Annotated in this window: 16 protein-coding genes; 5 read left to right on the top strand and 11 right to left on the bottom strand. The window is 70.3% G+C overall.

Annotated features, from left to right (window positions below; genetic code table 11):
• Positions 1–100 precede the first annotated feature (100 nt).
• Together RCH12_RS13270 and RCH12_RS13265 are read right to left on the bottom strand one after the other, a co-directional pair.
• Complete coding sequence (locus tag RCH12_RS13270; protein ID WP_327017154.1) at positions 101–1,156, bottom strand: SDR family NAD(P)-dependent oxidoreductase; 1,056 nt, start codon at positions 1,154–1,156, stop codon at positions 101–103.
• Positions 1,153–2,847, bottom strand: coding sequence for an FAD-binding protein (locus tag RCH12_RS13265; RefSeq protein WP_327017153.1), 1,695 nt, complete (start codon positions 2,845–2,847; stop codon positions 1,153–1,155). The genes RCH12_RS13270 and RCH12_RS13265 overlap by 4 nt, the downstream gene beginning before the upstream one ends.
• 47 nt (positions 2,848–2,894) lie before the next feature.
• On the opposite strand from RCH12_RS13265, the gene RCH12_RS13260 reads away from it, so the two are divergent.
• Entirely contained in the window at positions 2,895–3,452 is a 558-nt protein-coding gene (locus RCH12_RS13260; RefSeq protein ID WP_103430903.1) for a TetR/AcrR family transcriptional regulator, read from the top strand.
• Between the two features lie 115 nt (positions 3,453–3,567).
• Entirely contained in the window at positions 3,568–4,383 is an 816-nt protein-coding gene (locus RCH12_RS13255) for an MBL fold metallo-hydrolase (RefSeq protein ID WP_327017152.1), read from the top strand.
• Between the two features lie 10 nt (positions 4,384–4,393).
• Here the strand turns inward: RCH12_RS13255 and RCH12_RS13250 are convergent, their stop codons facing one another.
• The 3 genes from RCH12_RS13250 to RCH12_RS13240 form a co-directional block, all read right to left on the bottom strand.
• Positions 4,394–4,714 carry a DUF7882 family protein gene (locus RCH12_RS13250; RefSeq protein WP_088457684.1) on the bottom strand — a complete coding sequence of 107 codons (321 nt, stop codon included), beginning with the start codon at positions 4,712–4,714 and terminating at the stop codon, positions 4,394–4,396.
• A 137-nt stretch (positions 4,715–4,851) separates the two neighbouring features.
• Positions 4,852–5,232, bottom strand: a complete 381-nt coding sequence (locus RCH12_RS13245; protein WP_103430905.1) for a hypothetical protein — start codon at positions 5,230–5,232, stop codon at positions 4,852–4,854.
• A 56-nt stretch (positions 5,233–5,288) separates the two neighbouring features.
• Positions 5,289–6,206, bottom strand: coding sequence for a hypothetical protein (locus RCH12_RS13240; RefSeq protein ID WP_327017151.1), 918 nt, complete (start codon positions 6,204–6,206; stop codon positions 5,289–5,291).
• A 418-nt stretch (positions 6,207–6,624) separates the two neighbouring features.
• On the opposite strand from RCH12_RS13240, the gene RCH12_RS13235 reads away from it, so the two are divergent.
• Complete coding sequence (locus tag RCH12_RS13235) at positions 6,625–7,626, top strand: SRPBCC family protein (protein WP_103430907.1); 1,002 nt, start codon at positions 6,625–6,627, stop codon at positions 7,624–7,626.
• Here RCH12_RS13235 and RCH12_RS13230 read toward each other — a convergent pair.
• Positions 7,623–8,336, bottom strand: coding sequence for an NUDIX domain-containing protein (locus RCH12_RS13230; RefSeq protein WP_327017150.1), 714 nt, complete (start codon positions 8,334–8,336; stop codon positions 7,623–7,625). The genes RCH12_RS13235 and RCH12_RS13230 overlap by 4 nt on opposite strands.
• Positions 8,333–8,719 (bottom strand): DUF4406 domain-containing protein, encoded by a 387-nt coding sequence (locus RCH12_RS13225; RefSeq protein WP_327017149.1) that lies wholly within the window; start codon positions 8,717–8,719, stop codon positions 8,333–8,335. The genes RCH12_RS13230 and RCH12_RS13225 overlap by 4 nt, the downstream gene beginning before the upstream one ends.
• Positions 8,720–8,774: 55 nt before the next feature.
• Here RCH12_RS13225 and RCH12_RS13220 point away from each other — a divergent pair, with 55 nt between their 5' ends.
• On the top strand, positions 8,775–9,536 hold the full coding sequence (locus RCH12_RS13220; RefSeq protein WP_327017148.1) for a DeoR/GlpR family DNA-binding transcription regulator: 762 nt from the start codon (positions 8,775–8,777) through the stop codon (positions 9,534–9,536).
• Between the two features lie 121 nt (positions 9,537–9,657).
• Here the strand turns inward: RCH12_RS13220 and RCH12_RS13215 are convergent, their stop codons facing one another.
• The 3 genes from RCH12_RS13215 to RCH12_RS13205 form a co-directional block, all read right to left on the bottom strand.
• Complete coding sequence (locus tag RCH12_RS13215; protein WP_327017147.1) at positions 9,658–10,995, bottom strand: MFS transporter; 1,338 nt, start codon at positions 10,993–10,995, stop codon at positions 9,658–9,660.
• A 70-nt stretch (positions 10,996–11,065) separates the two neighbouring features.
• Positions 11,066–11,746: an MMPL family transporter gene (locus RCH12_RS13210; protein ID WP_327017146.1), complete on the bottom strand. Its 681-nt coding sequence runs from the start codon at positions 11,744–11,746 to the stop codon at positions 11,066–11,068.
• A gap of 9 nt (positions 11,747–11,755) precedes the next feature.
• Entirely contained in the window at positions 11,756–13,369 is a 1,614-nt protein-coding gene (locus RCH12_RS13205) for an MMPL family transporter (RefSeq protein ID WP_327017145.1), read from the bottom strand.
• 189 nt (positions 13,370–13,558) lie between these two features.
• Between RCH12_RS13205 and RCH12_RS13200 the strand changes: the two genes are divergently transcribed.
• A complete protein-coding gene (locus RCH12_RS13200; protein WP_133163777.1) occupies positions 13,559–13,939 on the top strand; it encodes a DUF5655 domain-containing protein in 381 nt (126 codons plus the stop codon).
• An 11-nt stretch (positions 13,940–13,950) separates the two neighbouring features.
• Here the strand turns inward: RCH12_RS13200 and aztA are convergent, their stop codons facing one another.
• Positions 13,951–14,652: a zinc ABC transporter ATP-binding protein AztA gene (gene aztA / locus RCH12_RS13195; protein ID WP_327017144.1), complete on the bottom strand. Its 702-nt coding sequence runs from the start codon at positions 14,650–14,652 to the stop codon at positions 13,951–13,953.
• Positions 14,653–14,679 lie beyond the last annotated feature (27 nt).

Here is a 14,679-nt window from a genome sequence, read left to right as displayed (position 1 = left end):
TCGCCCGAGAAATCTTCCCCATCCTCATCGCCGTCCAAGAACGTCATTCAGCAACCCAAATTGCCGCTTGACAATCAATAGGAGCATCGAGACCCGGCGGCTAGGCCACCGACCAGCCGCCGTCGCTGGCGAGCACCTGACCGTTCACGTTCACGCCGTCATCGCTGAGCAGGAAGGTGATCGACGCGGCGAGCGCATCCGCCTCGACGGCGTCGGTCAGCACCGCCATGCCGGCGCGCACCCGCTGGGCACCGAGCTCGGACGCGAACTTCGCCTCGATATTGGTGATGACGGGGCCCGGGGCCACCGCGTTCACCCGGATGCCGCTGGGTCCGTACATGTACGCGCTGCTCTTGGTCAGCCCCACGACGGCGTGCTTGGACGCCGTGTAGGCCACACCGGCCGCGGAGCCGCGGAGAGCCGCCTCTGAGGCCACGTTGACGATCGAGCCGTACTGGCGCTCGAGCATCCCCGGCACCACGGCGCGCATGAGCTTCATGCTGCCGTCCACGTTGATCGCGAACACCCGCTGCCAGACGGCGTCGGTCACCTCGTGCACCGGGGTCATGTCGTCCATGATGCCGGCGACGTTGGCGAGGGCGTCGATCTGGCCGCCGGCGGCCTCGACGATCGCGGCGATGGCGGCATCGTCGGTGATGTTCGCCACCACTGGAACGATGTCGGCGCCGGCGAGCTCGGCCACGAAATCGTCGAGGCGTTCCTCGGAGATGTCGACGGCGATCACCCGGCCGCCCTCCCGGGCGACCCTGGCGGCGGTGGCCCGGCCGATTCCGGAACCGGCTCCGGTGACGATGACGGTCTTGCCGGTGAACCGGCCCGCATCGATGCGTTCGACCCACTCGGGGCGTTCGACGGCGCCGGCGGCGGCCGGGGCGGCGGCCGGCGCATCCGTTGCCGCGGCGGAGGCGGGCACGTCACCGGCCGCCACCCTGCGCACCAGGTCGTCGATCAGCTCGGCCGGGAACTGACCCTTGCTGAGCTTGACCAGACGCTTGATCGCGAGCTTGCGCACCGGACGCAGCGCGTCGGCGCTCTGGCCGCCCTGGGCGAGCAGGTCGCGCAGGATGGGTCCGCCGATCGGGTCGTCGAGCCAGGAGCCTACGGAGGAATCGGCGGTGAGGATGCTCTGGGTCATGCGAGTGGTTCCTTTTCTTTCGGGATGACCGTCTCCGCGGGGTTGACGGAGACGGAAGTTGCGGCCGCGTGCAGGGCGGCGAGGTAGCCGAACACCATCGCGGGGGCGATCGTGGAGCCTGGACCCGGGTAGGTGTGGCCCATCACGGAGGCCGTGGTGTTGCCGGCGGCGTAGAGTCCCGGGATCGGGACACCGGCCTCGGTGAGCACCTGGCCGTTCTCGTCGGTGAGCAGGCCGCCCTTGGTGCCGAGGTCACCCGGCACCACCTTGACCGCCGTGAACGGGCCCTTTTCGAGCGGGCCGAGGTTGGGGTTGGGTTTGACGCTCGGGTCGCCGTAGTAGTTGTCGTAGACGGTTCGGCCGCGGCCGAAGTCCAGGTCCACCCCGCTTCGGGCGAAGCCGTTGAACCTCTCGACGGTGGCCCGCAGCGCCCCCGGATCGATGTTCAGCCGGCCGGCGAGCTCCTCGAGGGTGTCCGCGGTGACGACGATGCCGTTGGCCCGCAGGGCCTTGCCGCCCATCAGCAGCGGCGAGAACAGGTAACGGCGGCGGTGCCGCACGTCCACGATCAACCAGGACGGGATCGTCGGCGTGTGCCGGTGGTGCTCGATCATGTCGTGGCCGAAGTCGATGTAGCTCTGGGACTCGTTGGTGTACCGGGAGCCGGCCTGGTCGACGATGATGCCGAACGGCATCGACCGCTCGGAGAGCATGAACTGAGCCGTGCCGTCGACCATCGGCACGGCGGAGCCCCACCAGGCGTCGTCCATCATCGCCAGCGCACCGCCGGCCTTGACGCCCACGTCGATGGCGGTGCCCTGGTCGCCGGCGGCCGCCGAGCTGTTGCCGGGCATGCCGTGGTACTTCTGGCGCCACTCCTGGTTCTGGGCGAAGCCGCCGGCGCCGAGAACCACGCCGGCCCGGGCCCGGATGCGCACCGGTCCGGCCGGCGTGGTGACGATCGCGCCGACCACGCGGCCGTCCTCGAGCACCAGCTCGGTGACCGGGGAGTCCAGGAGCACCTCGGTGCCCTGCCGGCGCACGATCTCCATCAGCGACATCACCAGGGCGCCGCCGAGCCCGTGCAGGCGCTTGCCGGTGACGATGCCGCCGAGGGTGCGGAAGACGAAGCGGGCGCCGCGCACGAAGCCGCTCGGCGTGGACCAGGCCCTGGACAGCAGCCAGACGTCGTCGGTCTTCAACGGTGCCGGGATGCCCTCATCGGCGCGGGAGGACTTCACCCAGTCGCCCAGGCGCTTGGCGTCGAAGGGTTGCACCTCGATGCCACGGCCGACCCGGCCGCCGGGCCGGTCCGGGTAGTAGTCGGGGTAGTCCTTCGCCGCGCACCAGCGCACACCGAGGCCGGCGAGCAGGCCGAACACGCGCGGCACGGCATCCACGAAGGCCTCTCGGCGCTCGATGGAACTGGCCGGGCCGGCGTCACCGACTGACGCCGCCAGGTAGGCGAGGGCGTCGGCGCGGGAGTCCTGGATGCCGAGCTTCTTCATCAACGGGTTGTTCGGCATCCACAGGCCGCCACCGCTGAGCATGGTGGTGCCGCCCCAGCGGCCGGTGCTCTCGACGATGAGGGCGGTGAGTCCCGCGTCGGCGGCGGTGATGGCGGCGGTCAACCCCGCGGCACCCGATCCTGCTACAAGTACGTCTACTTCGCGATCCCAGTGGGCGGTCATGACTCCTCCTCGATCCGGACAACACTGTCCGGATGTAACCTACCTCGATGGGCACACATTCCAAAGCGAATCGGGGACCGAGTGCCGGACCCGAAAACCGGCGGGCGCTCCTCGCCGCCGCGCGGGAGGTCTTTGCCGCCGACGGCTTCTCCGCGCCACTGAGCGCCGTGGCCCGCCGGGCCGGCGTCGGCCAGGGCAGTCTCTACAGGCACTTCCCCGACCGCACCGCCCTGGCGATCGCCATCTTCGACGAGAACCTCGCGGCGCTCGAGACGTTCGTGGACCGGCCCGAGAGCACCCTCGACGACCTGCTGGACCGCGTGATCGAACAGGCGCTGGCCTCGACCGCGCTCATCGACCTGGTGATGGAAGATGCCCACGATCCCCGCGCTGTGCACCTGGCCGACCGGCTCGACATCGTCGTGGCCCGACTCCTCGTGCGCGAGCAGGCGGCCGGCCGGATCGGCGAACACGTCGGTACCGCCGATGTGATCCTCGCGGTGTCGATGCTGGCCGGGGTGCTGGCCCGCAGCGACGCCGCCGACCGCCCGGATGTGGCCCGACGGGCCTGGGGTCTGTTCCACGCGGCGTTCACCCCGCGCTGAGCGGCCGGACGGACGGGAGCATGTGGCGGGGCAGCTCGTCCGCGGGTGGGCAACTCGGTGCCGCGGCGGCATACTGACGGCAACATCCGTCTGTGACACCTGCGGAAGGTACCCCGTGAGCTTCTGGATCTGTGCCACCTGTGGCGTCGAGCACGCCGAGAACACCGGCGTCTGCGCCATCTGCGCCGATGAACGGCAGTGGGTGCCGGCCGACGGCCAGCGGTGGACCACGCTGCCCGACCTGCACGAGGCGGGTTGCCGGGCCGAGCTCCTCGAGCTCGAACCCGACCTGTTCGGCATCGAGAGCACCCCGACCGTGGGCATCGGCCAGCAGACCAAGTTGCTCTCCACCCCCACGGGCAGCGTGCTCTGGGACCCGATCGGCTTCGTGGACGACGACATCGCCGGCCGGGTGCTCGAACGCGGGCCGGTGCGCGCGATCGTGGCCAGCCATCCGCACATGTTCGGTCTGCAGGTGGAGTGGAGCAGGGCGCTCGGCGGCGCGCCCGTGCTGGTGGCCGAGGCCGACCTGGCCTGGGTGGCCAGGCCCGACCCGGTGATCCGGGCGTGGTCGGGCGAGGTGCGCCTGTTGCCCGGCGTCACGCTGATGCAGGTGGGCGGACACTTCCCCGGCAGCGGGGTGCTGCACTGGGCGGCCGGCGCGGCGGGGCGGGGAGTGCTGCTCAGCGGCGACACCGTGTTCGCCAACCCCGACCGTACCTCGGTGAGCTTCATGCGCAGCTACCCCAACCGGCTGCCTCTGTCGGGTCCGGTGGTGGAGCGGATCGCCCGCACCCTCGAGCGGTTGACCTTCGACCGGCTGTACGGCAACTTCGACACCGTGATCGCGGCGGATGCCCGCGGCGTGGTGCGCCGATCGGCCGACCGGCACTGGGGCTGGGCGCGCGGCGACTTCGACGACCTCACCTGAGGCGCGTGGGTCACTCGGCTCGCGGGGTCCGCTCTGGCGGTTCGGGGAGGATGCGCAGGCCGGCCGGGGTGTTCGCCACCTGCACGAGTTCATCGATCCAGGTGCGGTTGAGGGTGGGCTCCCGCTTGCCGGAGAACTCGAAATCGAGGGGTACCGCGGGGTTCAGCCAGATGGAGCTGTGGCCACTGCCCGAGTCCTTGGACCGTTCCCAGGAGAATGCGAAACTCTCGCCCCGGCGCAGCTTGGCCACGATCACGACCTTGAGGTGCGCGAGTGTGCGGTCGTCGATCTCCACCGAGATCGCCGGCGTCCCGTAGATGAACTTGCCCATCGCATTCCTCGTTTTGCACATTCCTCGTCGTGACCGGAGGGCCCGCACGATCCGAGGACCGACGCGGACAGGTGTCTCACGACGGAGTGTAGGCCGAGGTGGCCTCGCTGGCTATGACACTCGGCACCCGCCGGTTCTCACCGGTCGAACAACCCATCGCTGCCCTGGTCGATTTCCTCGACCGCCCTGTTGAAGTCCGCGGCGTGCTCCTCGGCCTCCGCCTCGGTCTCGGCCGACGGCTCCTTCACCGCGAGGATGTGGCTGGGCGGGAAGACCGGCAGGGGAAAGAGCGCGATCTCACCCGCGAGCGAGTCCTCCGCGACATCGGCGACGTCCAGTTCGGTGGCCGGGCCGAGCACGAGAGTGTGCGTGCGGGTGCTGCCGTCGGGTTCGAGCACCTGGATCTCCACCGCAATGCTCTCCTCACCCTGGGAGTGTGCGGTGACGTAGTCGAGTAAGGCCTCCGCGACGTCGTCGCCGGTGAGGATGGTGCCACCGGCGTAGGTGATGAGCTTCATATCACCGACGATAACCGCGCGGATGGGTCTTGGGAATGACCTCGGCCCGGCAGCTGCTACCGGACGAGCGCCTGCACGGCGGCCGAACCCTCGGGCAGCACCAGGTCGATCCGCGCCGCGCCCAGGCGGACGGTGACGACGGAGGCGCCCAGGTAGGTCGGGTGCGGCGCCAGCACGATCTCATCGATCGCGGCCAACGGGATGCTCGTGTGCGAGCGCGACAGATCCGGGGTGTTTCCGCGCACCAGCCAGCCCTTGCGGCCGACGATGTGCAGCTCACGGTCGGTGCGGCAGAGCACCGCTCCGTGCAGGGTCATCGGGTAGAGGGCGTGCACGGCCCGACTGACCAGGCCGCCGCGGGGCGGCAAGAGTGTCCGGCCGTGGGCGGCGAGCAGCGTCGCCCCGAGCTCGTGGCGCATCACGTCGAAGTACGAGGTGACCAGGCCCACATCTTCCTTGCCCAGGTCGAGCAGATCGAGGTCGGCGGGCGGGGCATCCGCTTCGGGGATGGTCACGGCGGGCGTGGGCCGCAGCGCCGCCAGCGTGAGTTCGCTCAGCACGTCGACGAGGCGGGTGATCACCTGTTGCGACGACCCGTTGTACGGCACGGTGAGGGTCTCGCCCGTGCGGGCCAGGATGTCGAGGCGACCGTCCACCAGGTCGATGGTGTCGGTGACCGCGACGACGTCCCCGTAGCCGAGGGTCCTCTCGGTGTAGCCGCGGGGGCTCCCGCTGGTGTCGGCGTTCGCGCGGCTCAGCACGACGAGCGTCTCCGGGGCCGCGATGATCAGGTGGTCGTAGAGGTCCATCGTGGGCAGCGCATCGCGCCGGCTGATGTTGCGGGGCACCTTGAGCACAAGCCGGCTGGTGACAAAATCCACCGGGTAGTCCCGGTACAGGCCGGGGACCTCTGTGGCGTCGTGCACCCGGTCCACCCAGGGGCCGAAGGCATCGAATTCCGCCGATCGTGTCATATCCGTCGAACTCACTGGCCGCTTTCCGGGGCCTCCGCGCCGGTGCGTGCCCCCCGCGGCCACAGTGCCGCTGAGGATCAGGCTAGACCTTCCACGCCCCCGGCCGTGACCACGGAATTCCGGGCGGCCCCCGAGCCGCGCGCAGACGAATCCGCTTTCGAGAGTGCTAGCACGCGGGAGGCGGGGAGCGGACTTCGCCGCGCCGGGCCGTTTCGGAGAAGTGCACAGCTCTCTCCCCAGCTTTTCCACAGCCCAATCCACAGCCTCAGCGCGGTGATTCCGGGGTTTTCCACACCCTGTCCACAGGGTTATCCACAGGATGGGATGGGAAGGTACTTTCGAACAATCTCATACTCCCGGCATTCGGGTCCGGTGCCGAGCCCTAGGAGCGTGATGCGGCCGGAGCTACACTCACCGCATGGAAACGCAGCATTTCTCAATTCTGGTGAATGCGCCGGCCGCCATCGTCTGGCAGACGATGTTCGACGCTTCCACCTACCGGCAGTGGACGAGCGTGTTCGACCCGGACTCCTACTTCGAGGGTGACTGGTTGCCCGGAAGCGAGATCCGGTTTCTCGGCAGCAATCCCGGCGGTGAGCTGAACGGCCTCAACGGCATGTACGGGGTGATCACCGAACATCGTCCGTACGAGTTCGTGCTGATCGAGTACCAGGGCCAGATCGTGAACGACGTCGATGACACCACCAGCCGAGAGGCCAGGCAACTGATCGGCGCGCGCGAGGCCTACACTTTCAGCGAGGTCGATGGGGCGACGACGGTGACGATCGACGTGGACACCGCCGACACCTACGCCGAACTGTTCGGTGAGCTGTGGCCGAAGGGTCTGGCCAAGCTCAAGGATCTGGCCGAGGCAGCCTGGGCGCAGCGGGCAGCCGAACCGGCTGCGCAGCCGCGAGACCGGAGCTACACTCCCGCCATGGAAACCATGCATTTTTCAACCCAGATCAATGCCCCGGCCGAAATCGTCTGGGAGACGATGCTCGACGACGCCACCTACCGGCAGTGGACCAGCGTGTTCAACCCGGGGTCGTATTTCCTCGGCAGCTGGTTGCCCGGCAGCGAGATCCGGTTTTTCGGCAGCGACGAGGACGGGGACGAGGGCGGCATGGTCGGGGTGATCGTCGAGCACCGCCCGCACGAGTTCCTCTCCATCGAGTACCGCGGGCAGATCGTGAACGGCATCGAGGACACCACCAGTGACGACGCCAAGCGGTTGATCGGCACCCACGAGAACTACACCTTCACCGAGGCCGACGGGGTCACCACCCTGACGGTGGATGTGGACGTGGACGATGAGTGGGCGGGCATGTTCGGCGAACAGTGGCCCCTGAGTCTCGAGAAGCTCACCGAGCTCGCCGAGGCCGAGGTGGCCACGCGCGGTCAGCATCCGGCCGACTAGTCGGACTTCGCCACCGTGCGGGAGGCCGGGTTCGTGCAGGCCTGGAAGATGCCGGCCAGTGCCGCCCACTGCAGCAGGCTGACGGTCTTGCCGTCGACGATGCGGCCGTCGGCCACCATGGCCAGGGCGTCGTCGATGGGCAGCTCGAGCACCTCGATGTCTTCACCCTCCTCGGCGAGACCGCCCCCGGAGTCGACCCGGTCGGCCGGCCCGTACTCGGCCAGATAGAAGTGCACCAGCTCGGTGACCGAGCCCGGGCTCATGTACAGGTCGAAGACGTGCCGCACCGCGCCGACCCTCACGCCGAGCTCCTCGCCGGCCTCCCGGCGGATCGCCACCTCGGGGGCGTCGTCGTCGAGCAGCCCGGCCGCGGTTTCGATGAGCATGCCGTCGGCGTGGCCGTTGACGTAGGCGGCGTAGCGGAATTGCCGGGTGAGCAGCACGGTGCGCCGGTCCGGGTCATAGAGCAGGATGGTGGCGCCGTTGCCGCGGTCGTACGTTTCCCGCTGCTCGGTGACGACCTGGCCATCGCGCCGCCGGTAGCCGAAGGTGGTGCGCCGCAGCACATGCCATCCGTCGGACGTCACCTCCACCCGCTCGACCGTGACGGCAGGGTTGCCGTGCAGGCCGGTGCCGGCCTGGTCCAGGCCGGTGCGCCCCCGACCGTCCGGCAGGTCGACGCCCAGTCGCCCGAGTGCGACCGGGGTCACCGGTGCGCCGGTGCTTCGGTCAGGCCCGGGATCTCGGCGAGGCTGGTGTACACCGGCATGCCCCGGCGCCGGGCGATGGCGACATCCTGGTCGGCGCCGCGGGAGTCGCCGGGCAGCCGCAGCACACCGTCGCACCTCTCGAGCAGGCGCTCGGCCGTGGGATACATCACGTCGGCGGCCAGCGGATGGGCCACATCCGTCACCCCGGCGCTGGCGAGAACCGGCAGCGCCACCCACTCGCCGATCATCGGCACGTGGCCGGCCTGGAAGATCGGCCAGGCGGCCTCTTCGAGGCGGGCGAGGTTCTGGCGGAGGAGCACGGGGTCGTCGCCGGTGCCCGAACGGTAGGGGCCGGCGATCAGGATCATCAGGGAGCTGGTCATGTCCGCTACAGTAATACAACGTGCAGAAACATGCACAACTCGGAAGGAACGCGAAATGCTCGCTGCGGAACGCCAGGCACTCCTGCTCGACCGCCTCGCCAGGGACGGCAAGGTCGTGGCCAAGGAGATCGCCGCAGAACTGGGCCTCTCCGACGACAGCGTGCGCCGCGACCTGCGCGAACTCGCCGCCGCGGGCCTATGCCAGCGGGTCTACGGCGGTGCCCTGCCGGTGTCGCCCGCACTGGCGCAGTATGCCGAGCGCAGGCTCGTGGAACCCGACAGCAAGGACCGGGTCGCCGCGCGTGCGGCCCGGCTGATCATGCCGGGCAGCACCGTGATCCTCGACGGCGGCACGACCACCCTCGCGGTGGTGCAGGCGCTGCCTTCGACCCTGACCTGCACGATCATCACCCATAGCCCCACCATCGCCGCCGCGCTGGTGCCGCACGACGGCGTCGAGGTCTTCCTGCTCGGCGGCCGGCTGTTCAAGCACTCCGCGGTGACCTGCGGCGCCGCCGCGGTCGAGGCCGCCCAGGCGATCACCGCCGACCTGTTCCTGCTCGGCGTCACCGGGGTGCATCCCACCGCCGGCCTGACCACCGGAGATGTGGAGGAGGCCGCGATGAAACGGGCGCTGGCGGGCCGGGCGGCCGACACCTACGTGTTGGCGAGTGCCGAGAAGATCGGGGTGGCCTCGCCCTACCGGGTGCTGCCGTTCGACGAGATCGCGGGCCTCATCACCGACACCGCGGCCGACGATCCGACTCTGGCCGGGCTGCGCGACGCCGGCGTCAGCATCCTGGGCCTCGGCGACTGAGCGTCGACCTCCCCGCTGCTGCCGACCGCCCGCCGACCTCCCGCCGACCTCGGTGGCAACTGTTGCCGAATCGGACATTTGCACCCGGCGTACCGGGTGCACATGTCCGCAACGGGAACAGTTAAGGCTGGCTTGGAGCGGGGTCGGCAGGCACAGCAGCATCGGTGCCGGCAGCCACGGCGGGCGGGGCGTCGGCAGGGGGCACGCCGACGGTGAGCCGGCGGACGCTGCGGACGGAGAGCGCCGCGAGGCTCGCGACCACGATCACCGCGGCGCAGCCGAGCAGCACCGGCGTGGTTCCCCAGAGGTGCGCGAGCGGTCCCACCAGGATCTCCCCCACCGGGATGGCGATGAACGAGCCGACCGCGTCGTAGGAGTACACCCGGGCGAGCTTGTCTTGCGGAATATTCTGCTGCAGCGACTGGTCCCAGGCCACCCCGAATTGCTCGATGGCCACCCCGCCGATGAGGAAGGCGATGACGAGCAGCGGCACCAGCGGCACCAGCGCGAGTCCCACGATGGGCACGGCCGTCACTGCGACCAGGCCCACCCCGATGCCCAGGGCGTGCCGGGGGCGCCAACGCAGCGCGAGCATCCCGCCGAGAGCGAGGCCCACGGTTTCGGCGGCGATGATCAGGCCCCAGGCGGCGCGGCCGAAACTCTCGTCGGCCACGAGCGGGCCGAGCACCGCGATCGCTCCCACAAACGCGGCGTTCACGAGGGCGAACTGGGCCACGACCACCCACACCCAAGTGCGGCTGGAGAACTCCTGCCAGCCCTCCCGCAGCTCCCGGAAGACGCTGGCCGGGGGCGCGGCGCCGCCGGTAGCGACGGTGCGCTGCGCGTCGGGCGTGCGAACGAACGCGAAGACGATGCCGGCCAGGGCGAAGGATGCGGCATTCAGCGCGAGTCCCCAGCCGGGGCCGACCGCCGCGATCAGGATCGCGCCGAGGCTGGCGCCGAGGATCGCGCCGCCGTTGAGGCTCAGCCGCAACAGGGCGTTGGCCGGGCGCAACTCGGTGACCGGCACGGTCTGCGGCACGATCGCGGCCGAGGCCGGAAAGCTGACGGCGGCCACGGCCCCGTTGAGGATACTGAGGACCACGAGCAACGGGATGGTGGCCGAGCCCGACAGGACGAGCGCGGCCACCACGGCCTGGGTGGCCGCGGCCGCGAGGGAGGTGCCCACCAGCAGCAGGTGCTTGGGCAGCCGATCGGCGATCACCCCGCCGAACAGCAGCACGGCCACGTTGGCGAGGGAGCGGCTGGCTACGACGATGCCGAGGTCCACCGCGGACCCGGTGAGGTCGAGCACCGCGAAGGCGAGGGCGATCGGGGCGGCGGCGTTGCCCAGGGTGGCGATGGTGCGGGCGGTGAGCAGCCAGCGGAACGGCGCGAAGGCGAACGGTCCGGCACCGCCCGGGGCGCGGTCCTGCGACGTGCGCCCCCGAGTAGCCATGCCGCAAGTCAACCACGCCGGCCCGGCCGGCCCGGCCGGGCCGGTCCGTGCCCGTGCGCGGCACGTGTTGTTATTCGCTGAGGCCGAAGCGGGTGTGGATGGGGGCGGTCCAGCGCGGGGCCCACCAGAGGACTCGCTCGAGGGAGGTCATCACGGCGGGCACGAGCACGATCCGCACCAGCGTCGCATCCAGCAGCACCGCCACGGCCAGGGCCGTGCCGATCTGTTTCATCTGCATCAGCTCCCCGGTGGCGAAGCCCGCGAAGACCAGCACGATGATCAGCGCGGCCGAGGTGATGATGCGGCCGGAGCTCTGCAGGCCGGTCTCGATGGACAAGCGGGTGCTCTCGCCGCGGTCGTGGTGCTCCTTGATCCGGGCGAGCAGGAACATCTCGTAGTCCATGGCGAGGCCGAACCCGAAGGTGAGCACCAGGGTCAGCACGAGGGCGTCGACGCCGGAGATGGTGACGGGGTCGAAGTTGAGCAGGCCGGACAGGTTGCCCTCCTGGAACCCCCAGACCAGGACGCCGGCGGCCGCGCCCAGCGAGATCGCGCTGATCACCAGGGCGGTGAGCGGGATGATCACCGATCCGGTCATCAGGAACAGCAGAACGAAGGTGGCGAGGGCGATGATCAGCACCGCCCAGGGCGCTCCCCTGGCCAGAGAGTCGAGGTAGTCGACGGCCTGCGCGTCGGCGCCGGCGACCCAGTTCTCGAAGGCCGGCCGGTCGGCGCGGATCTGGCGCACCACGTCGTCGCCCTAGTGGGTGTCGACGTTCACCCTGGACACCCAGTAGCCGTTCTGGTCGACCGGCGGCGCCACATCCGTCACCCCGGGCAGGGTGGCGACCTCTGTCGCCCAGTCGGCCGCCGCGGCCTCGTCGGTGTTCGACACCAGCAGCACCCGCGGCGCGGTGGCCAGGGGGAACTCCTCGTTCAGGGTGGTGATGAAGTCGTACTGGGTGGACGAGGGCGGGATGGCGTCGTCGGCGCTGTTGGCGACCGTCATCGACAGCACGGGGCTGCTCAGCAGAAGGAGCACGGCGGTGCCGCCGAGCGCGACGAGCACCGGCGCCCGCTGCACGAGTCGGGCCAGCTTGGAGAAGACGCCTTCCTCCGGCGCGATGTCGCCGAAGCGGGTGAGCCACCGGCCGACTCCGGGGATGCGGGTGAGCACGCCGGGCTGCACCAGCCTTTCGCCGAGGTAGCCGAGCAGCGCCGGCACCAGGACCAGCGCGGTCAGGACGGCGATGAGCACCACGCAGATGGCGCCGATGGCGATGGCCCGGATGATCGACGGTTCGAACACGAGCAGCCCCGCGGTGGCGATCGCGAAGGTCAGCCCGGAGTACAACACGGTGCGTCCGGCCGTGTTGACCGTGGCGCCAACGGCCTGGAGCATCAGTTCATGACGACTGTGCCGGTGGTGCGGCAGGGTGGCCAGCTCCCCGGTTTTCAGTGGCGGCAGGTCCGCGAACGGCTCGCCGTGCGGGCCCGGCGGGGCGCCGGGGCCGCCGCCGCCCACCCGGGCCCGGAACTCCTCCCGGAACCGGCTGACCATCAGCAGGCCGTAGTCGATGGACAGGCCGAGCCCGATCACGGTGATCACGTTCATCACGGTGATGCCGATGTCCGACACGTAGGTGAAGGCGTAGAGCATCCCGAGCGCCCCGATGATCGACGCGATGGCGCCGACCAGCGGGATGCCCGCGGCGAGGAAGCCGCCGAAGATGATCAGCATCACCAGCAGTGCGATCGGCAGTGCGATCAGTTCGCCTTTCTGCAGGTCGGACTCGGCGACGGCGACGAGGGACTCCACGATCAGGGGCGTTCCGCCGACCTCGACCCGGGCGTTGGGGTCCAGTTGGCCGATCTCGTCGGCGGCCACCTGGAGGCGCCGCTGAACGTAGGTGAGCAGCGGATCACTGACGGTTCCGTCGGTGGTGTCCATGGCCACGGTCAGGAGCATCCCCGCGCCGTCGGCGGAGAGCAGCGGCGCGGCGGCCGGGTTGGGGCTTCCGTCGGGCAGCGGCGGGATGACGAGCGGATTGACCACCTGGGCGACCCCGTCGACCTGTTCGAGGCGCAGGGTGGCGGAGTCGAGGATCGCGGCGAGGTCGGGTGAGGCCAGGTCGGTGGGGTGCACAAGCAGGGAGAGCGATTCGGTCTGCTGGTCGGCCGGGCCCTCAATCAGGTCGGTGGCGGCTTGGGCCTCACCGTCCACCGACGGGCCTGCGCTGGACAGCCGTTGGAAGAGACTCTCCCCGGTGACCCCGAGCAGGGCCGTGGCCAGGCAGGCGGCGAGCGCCACCGCCCAGCACAGCAGCGCGATGAGTCGGTGGCGGGCGACGCTCACGCCCAGTTTTCGCAACATGGCGGGTCATTCCTCAGCTAGTGGATGCGCACCCGCTCTGCCCGGATACGCCGGGCCGCCGGCCCTACCGCGGCCAAGCTACTCCCGTCGGAGCGCCCGTGGCGGGTCTGGGCGGGCAACTCACCCGGTTTCGACGGGCTCAACCAGCGGTGCGGGCGCGACCGGGCGGACGGGGCTACCCTGGCGCACATGACCGCACTGGCGAAGACCATCCCGCTCGAGCAGTACTTCGCGGGCCGCGATCCGCTCGCGCGGACTCTCTTCGATGCGGTCTCTGCGGCCGTCCTGTCGATCGGTGACGCCGAGGTCCGCGTGACGACGAGCCAGATCGCGTTCCGCCGGCAACGCTCCTTCGCGTGGACCTGGCTGCCGGCTCAGTACCTCTCCGGCAGCGTGGCCCCGCTCGTGCTCACGGTCGACCTGGACCGGTTCGACACCTCGTCGCGGTGGAAGGAGGTGGTCGAGCCCACGCTCAACCACTTCATGCACCATCTCGAGCTGCACTCCGCGGACGATCTCGACCCCGGCGTGCTCGCCTGCCTGCGCGAGGCCTGGGCCCAGGCCGGCTGAGCGCCGTCGCGTCAACTCCGGACGCCGTGCTCCCCCGGGGCTGCGTGGCTGACGAGGACACCCGCCGCTAACCGGATTACCCGGTCGGCCCGGCGAATCACCGCTGGGTCGTGGGTGGCGCAGACGACGGCGACGCCCCGGTCGGCCTCGGCGCGGATGGCCAGGTCGATGAGCAGCAACGCCTCACCGTCGAGCCCGGCGGCAGGTTCGTCGAGCAACAGCACATCCGCCCGTTGGGCAAGCCCCTGGGCCACCAGGGCGCGCTGGCGCTGGCCGCCGGAGAGCTCTCCGAGCGAGCGCCGTTCGAGCCCGGCCAGGCCGAGGGCGCCGATGCTGTCGGCGATGATGGCGCGATCCTCGCCGGACAGCGGCCGCCACAGGCCCCGGCGGCCCCACCTCCCCATGCTCACGGTCTCGAACACGGTGAGCGGCAGCGTGTCGGGGGCCGCGCTCCGCTGCACCACCATCGCGATCCGGCCGGCGCCCACCGCGTGGCGCTGGCCTGCCTGCCAGGGCTGGATACCGGCCAGGACCCCGAGCAGGGTGGACTTGCCCGACCCGTTCGCGCCGGCCAGAGCGGTCACCCGGCCGGGCTCGATCGCGGCCGACACGCCGTCGAGGGCAACGGTGTGCCCATGAGTCACCCGGATGCTCCGGACGGTGATCCGCGGCGGATTCACGGGGATCTGAGGGGAGGTCCGAGAGGGTTGCATGCACCCACCGTATCAATAATGAGAACC

The organism is Cryobacterium sp. MP_3.1, assembly GCF_035984795.1.
Lineage (GTDB): Bacteria > Actinomycetota > Actinomycetes > Actinomycetales > Microbacteriaceae > Cryobacterium > Cryobacterium zongtaii.
Note: the sequence above shows the minus strand (reverse complement) of the source record. Positions and strands in the feature narration are given on the sequence as shown.